Origin of the sequence: Coleofasciculus sp. G2-EDA-02 (genome assembly GCF_040226375.1) — a bacterium.
Taxonomy (GTDB): domain Bacteria; phylum Cyanobacteriota; class Cyanobacteriia; order Cyanobacteriales; family Coleofasciculaceae; genus Coleofasciculus.
In genome coordinates, this window is the sequence record NZ_JAVKEW010000165.1 from 1 (window position 1) to 5,176 (window position 5,176).

Sequence of the window (5,176 nt, forward strand, 5' to 3'; positions counted from 1 at the left end):
TTGACTTCTCCCCCGGTTAAAACGCGGGGGATTCTAAGAGGATACTACGGGACGAACTAAAGCCGCGTCCCTTCGTTTTGCTCGTCTTCTTAGAGTTCCAGAGAAAAACCCTGGATGGCGCAGTCAAAAACGCCCTACTGACCTTGGCTAGGTCAAGACCTAACTGTATCTCTACTTATAGTTATATTATATCACTTAAGAATGTTATTGCGGGATAAATCCCGCTGTCTTTACGACTTGCTCGGTTTCATCCCTCGGATAAATCACGAGGGCTTTCACCATCGCTTATGACGTAATCCAAATGGTGCAATATTTGAATAGTATGATGCCAAGAAAAATGTCCTTAAATCGTCTCGTAGTAGGGGCTAAAGCCGCAGATCGTCACCTCTGGCAAAATCAATGGCTTCGCCGATGCTTAACCGCAATCATTGGACTAATTCTAGGAATTAACGTAGTATGCTTCCCAGCGATCGCGGCGACTCCAGCCGTAGAAGTTAATGTGAGTTTAGGCAATCAAGCGGATGAATTGAAGTTCTTCCCCAACCAATTTGAGTTTGTCGCCGGCACACGCTATAAACTATTGCTAGATAATCCTAGTCCCCAAAAGCACTACTTCACCGCCAAAGACTTCGCTGATGCGAGTTGGACTCAAAAAGTTGAAGCTGCCAAAGTAGAGGTTAAAGGGGCAATCCATGAACTGGAACTAAAACCGACTGGTGAAGCTGAATGGGTATTTGTGCCGATGAAACCGGGAACATATCAACTCCATTGTTCAATTCCTGGACATACAGAAGCAGGTATGGTAGGAGAAATTACAATAAAACCTTCATAACCTGGGTTATAAAGCGGCGATGGGAATAAGACATTCTTTCCAATGTCAGCTAATCGCTGAATTCATAATTCGGGCTTGCTGCACAATTCCCAAACCCTTAGCTATTAAGGCTTTTAGTGGCATTGATATTTGCTGTTGTTCAAGAAATCCGGGTTAAACCCTTTTATACCCTTGCACCGCTATCAGGGAAAATGTACGATGGCTCCCCCTGCTTCCCCTGCCTCCCCTGCTTCCCCTGCTCCCCCTGCTTCCCCCGCTTCCCCTGCTCCCTCCACCAGACTTATTCAGCAAGCCCTAATTCATTCTCCAATACGGCAGCTACGCGCAGTATCATGGCTTCATTATAAGGAGCGGCAATAATTTGCACACCCAAGGGCAGAGAAGTAGAGAGCTTGACAGGAGCCGATAAAACAGGTAATCCAATAAATGATAAAGGTTGGGTAAATAGTCCCAAATTTGGGCGCACTAATACCTCTTCTCCCCCAATTACCATTGTTTCTTGATCTAAGCCAGGGGCGACACAAGGCGTAGTCGGGGCGAGAATAATATCCACTGTCTGAAACACTTCTCGTACCCTTTGGCGATACCATTGGCGAAACCGTTGCGCCTGAATGTACCATGAGGCGGGAATTAAAGCCCCCGCTAAAAAACGATCGCGCGTGGCTCTGTCAAAGTCTTGGGGACGCGATCGCAAGTTGGCAAAATGTAGATTAGCCCCTTCTGTAGCTGTAATAATATAAGCTGCCGCTCTTGCCCGATGCGCTTCAGGTATCCTAACTGTAGCGGTTACATCCAGCGCCTGGGCGACTTTGGCGACAGCATCCAAGGCTTCTGGGGTAGCGCCTTGAGCAAAATACTCCCCCGCCACCGCAATCCGTAATCCTTCAATTCCCTCTTCGAGTTGTGGTAAACAAAGTTCTGGGGGACGTTGTGTACAAACCGGATCACGTTCATCGCTTCCCTGAAGGATATCAAATGCAGTAGCAATATCCCGTACTGAACGGGCAAACGGACCAATATGGTCTAAACTACTGGAAAATAAAATAGCCCCTGCCCGTGATAAACGCCCGTATGTTGGTTTTAACCCAAAAACTCCGCACAATGAAGCCGGAACCCGGATTGAACCATTGGTATCGGAACCCAAGGTAAGGGGGACTAATCTGGCTGCAACCGAAGCGGCGGAACCGCCAGATGATCCACCGGAGACACGAGTTGGATCATGAGGGTTTGGTGTTGCCCCATAATGACTATTTACAGTCACAAACCCATAGGCATATTCATCCATATTTAAAGCCCCCACCAGCACCGCCCCCGCTTGCTTAAGTCGGGTAACGGCGGTAGCATCGTGGTTGGCTGGGGGATTTTCGGCATTAATTTTTGATCCGGCTAGGGTGGTTAATCCAGCAATATCAAATAAATTCTTCACCGCAAACGGAACCCCAGCCAAGACGCCAGGAAATTCCCCTCTGGATATCGCCTGATCCACCCGTTGCGCCTCAGCGATTGCCGTATCAGCCGTAATTGCGGTAAAACAATTTAAGCTAGAGTTACGGGCATCAATCTGCGCCAAACAATCCCGCGCGATCGCACTTGCGGTTACTTCACCCTGATAAACCGCCGTAGCTATCCCCACAGCGTCGGCTTGTCTCCAATTAAAAGTCATGGTTCAAAGATGGGTGCGGCTTCTATAGTATCCGGTAAGGGAAAGTCATTCACCAATTGTGCGATCGCGGCAATTCGAGTAAGGTTATCGACGACACCAAAACGGTATTCTGGGTCAATCGGCAAATCAATCAACTCCGCCATGCGATCGACATATTCACCAACATCAAAGCTTTCTTTGGTCATAGCTGAATCTGTTATGAATTCCCTATTGCTTGTTCTGTGTCTCCTGTTCCCTGTTCCCTAACCAATAACAAACGCTTCCTTAGCATAATTATCCCAGGTTCGGTGACAGCGTTCAGCAATAAACGGTTGAACTCGGAACTTCGGCGGATCACCCTCTAGGACATCAATCCGTAAAAATGAATAGAGTCGCTGCTTTTTAGAACCATGACCATGACGACCGACATAAAGACGCGATCGCGCTACCATACGGGAGGGATTATTATTAATAAACCCAACAGATTCCATTATCTCTGAACCTTCTTTGCGTTGACGTCGTAAACTATGACCACTCCCACCGCAGATAATCCAGGGAATATGGGAATCCGCGTGTCCGGTATCCACCGTTTCTATATATTCTAAACAGTGGGCATGACCGGTTAACACCAAATCCACCAAAGGACGCCCCTGGGCTAAATCACCCACCTCCGTCGTCACAGCATCCAAAACTTGACGGAGGCGGCGACGAACTGCCCATGTTTGTGCCTGTTGCCATTTGGTTGCTTCGGTTACGTAGGGGGGATGATGCAGGTAAATCACCCGTCCCCGTACCTCTTGATTCTGCCAAGACTTGGTTAGCCGTTGGCGTAGCCAGTCCAATTGTTCAAAGTCAATAGTAGTTTCTTCATCCGATGCCAATTGTTTATTAATATCCAAGCTTAGTTCATCAATTTGCTCTAATTTCACATTCAAATCATCAAGCTGTTCTGCCTCTTCCGGGTTATCCGCATCCAGGGTAGCGGCGGTTTCCATAAGTTGCATTTTTTCGGCTTCTAGTTCATCCCGTCGCTGTTCTAAAAGGCGGCGAAAGGCTTCCCCTTCTGGCGTGGCTGGAATCGGTGCGGGGGAATTAAAGGTATTGGAATCAAGGGCAAAAAAGTCAATTCCGCCGCTACGGAACGTATAGTAACGGTTCGGTAAGCGGGTAAACTCTCCAGGTTGGTAGCGCAAGCAACGTCCTGTGTCTGTCTTAGCGGTATAGTGTTGGTCTAAATGATTTTCCAACTGTCCCCACTGTTTCAATGGCTTCAGATAGTCCAAAAAAGCTTTAGTATAAGCTTTACCCTTATGTGATCCGTGCCAACCTACATTCAGATCGAGTTTAGTCTTCAACAGGTGGCGCAGGGGCCAAGTTACCTGTGCCATAACCCCGTAGACGAAGGGTAAATCATAATAATCGTGATTTCCAGGGATGGTGAGCAAGGGAAGATTAAACACCATTTGGTCATAAGAAATTTTATGGTGAGAGTCGCCATCGACGAGAAACTCGCGGTAGGGTTTGATAAAGTTTTGGGGATAATATTCACTCGAACCTACCTGATATACCACGTCACCGGTATGCAATACAAAGCGGCAGTCATCGCGGTGATTTAGCATCATTTCCACAATTTTGCGTTGTGGATCATGTTGTTTATGAGATCCAAAGCCTGTATCACCGACGACTAAAAATGAGAACTCTGGATGATCGGGTCTATCATCGTCTAATACCAGCCGAGTTTGATCGATATCCCGTTCAACGATTAACGGATCTTGCCAGCTAACTCGTTGTTTCATCTGCTGGATTTTTTCGGCAATAGGAGGATCGGACACAAATTGCATAATGGTTCACTGCCAAAGGTTTGCGTTTTGAGATTATCCTCCGATATCTAGAATGATCATCTATCTGAATGTGGGGATCTGAGCAATCGATCCTCTAGCGAGGAAAACACTTGCGTAGCATGATTTGACCGACTAAACCATTTTCCTTTGGGGATGCGAAATGGACAACCTCAATCACCGTGAAGCAGGGTCCAATATGGTGCAGCATCCCTTCAGCAAACGAGATCAACTCGCCGCAACAGGGTAGCCGAGATAATTCCACCCGTTCTCCGTTTAAGTCTTCCAACTCCGGTGAATAGTCTTTATGGGATGTTCTCGGGGCATTCTCGAACATCATTTGTACTTTAACCCGTTCCATGAATAATACACTCCTGATTCAACGCCTATAGTAGGTTAACTCCCAATTGCCACATTTTCCTCACTCCGATAGAATTTTCGCGACGCTGATTGATCAACGAGCCACATCCAAGTTTTCCCACACATTGCACTCCAGGCAAGGGCTTCAGCCAGCAATTTAGGCAGGTTAAATGAGGGGGGAGAATCCTTAATATTTTTCTCTGCTCAAAGAATTAAACTAGATATAGAGCAAAATACTGTCTCGTCTATTTTGGAGGTCATTTTCACCAACCTTGCCCTAAAAGGGACAAGGATTGACCAAGCCAGTTTGGAAACGTAAGCGGTGAATAGCTCGGTTTGAGCCTAGTTCTGGCACAGACTTCCGAATACTTCCCTAGTTCGGACTAGCCTCTAAGCCTAATTGGTTAGGCGTTGGGTAATGCCAAGACATCTTGGACTGGGTGGGCGAAGGGACTTATTACAGGGTTTGCTGGTTCCTGGGATTATCTCCATTTAAAAACCAGC

The 5,176-nt window shown here is 47.0% G+C and carries 5 protein-coding genes; 1 reads left to right on the plus strand and 4 read right to left on the minus strand.

Features of this window, described 5'->3' with window-relative positions:
• Positions 1-322 precede the first annotated feature (322 nt).
• Entirely contained in the window at positions 323-832 is a 510-nt protein-coding gene (locus RLO19_RS19990; protein ID WP_446359196.1) for a plastocyanin/azurin family copper-binding protein, read from the plus strand.
• Between the two features lie 280 nt (positions 833-1,112).
• On the opposite strand, the gene RLO19_RS19995 is transcribed toward RLO19_RS19990, so the two are convergent.
• The 4 genes from RLO19_RS19995 to RLO19_RS20010 all read right to left on the minus strand — a co-directional run bounded on the left by RLO19_RS19995 (position 1,113) and on the right by RLO19_RS20010 (position 4,673).
• The gene (locus tag RLO19_RS19995) at positions 1,113-2,495 is read right to left on the minus strand and encodes an AtzE family amidohydrolase (protein WP_446359197.1); all 1,383 of its coding nucleotides are present in this window, start codon (positions 2,493-2,495) and stop codon (positions 1,113-1,115) included.
• Positions 2,492-2,680: a DUF4089 domain-containing protein gene (locus RLO19_RS20000; RefSeq protein WP_446359198.1), complete on the minus strand. Its 189-nt coding sequence runs from the start codon at positions 2,678-2,680 to the stop codon at positions 2,492-2,494. Before RLO19_RS20000 ends, RLO19_RS19995 begins: the two co-directional genes overlap by 4 nt.
• Before the next feature lie 57 nt (positions 2,681-2,737).
• On the minus strand, positions 2,738-4,315 hold the full coding sequence (locus RLO19_RS20005) for a metallophosphoesterase family protein (protein ID WP_446359199.1): 1,578 nt from the start codon (positions 4,313-4,315) through the stop codon (positions 2,738-2,740).
• Between the two features lie 94 nt (positions 4,316-4,409).
• Positions 4,410-4,673: a hypothetical protein gene (locus tag RLO19_RS20010; RefSeq protein WP_446359200.1), complete on the minus strand. Its 264-nt coding sequence runs from the start codon at positions 4,671-4,673 to the stop codon at positions 4,410-4,412.
• Positions 4,674-5,176 lie beyond the last annotated feature (503 nt).

Bases quoted from the DNA above. Each gene is read 5' to 3' on its own strand.
- RLO19_RS20010 (WP_446359200.1), bottom strand. From the start codon at position 4,673: ATGGAACGGGTTAAAGTACAAATGATGTTCGAGAATGCCCCGAGAACA.
- RLO19_RS20000 (WP_446359198.1), bottom strand. From the start codon at position 2,680: ATGACCAAAGAAAGCTTTGATGTTGGTGAATATGTCGATCGCATGGCG.
- RLO19_RS19990 (WP_446359196.1), top strand. From the start codon at position 323: ATGATGCCAAGAAAAATGTCCTTAAATCGTCTCGTAGTAGGGGCTAAA.
- RLO19_RS20005 (WP_446359199.1), bottom strand. From the start codon at position 4,315: ATGCAATTTGTGTCCGATCCTCCTATTGCCGAAAAAATCCAGCAGATG.
- RLO19_RS19995 (WP_446359197.1), bottom strand. From the start codon at position 2,495: ATGACTTTTAATTGGAGACAAGCCGACGCTGTGGGGATAGCTACGGCG.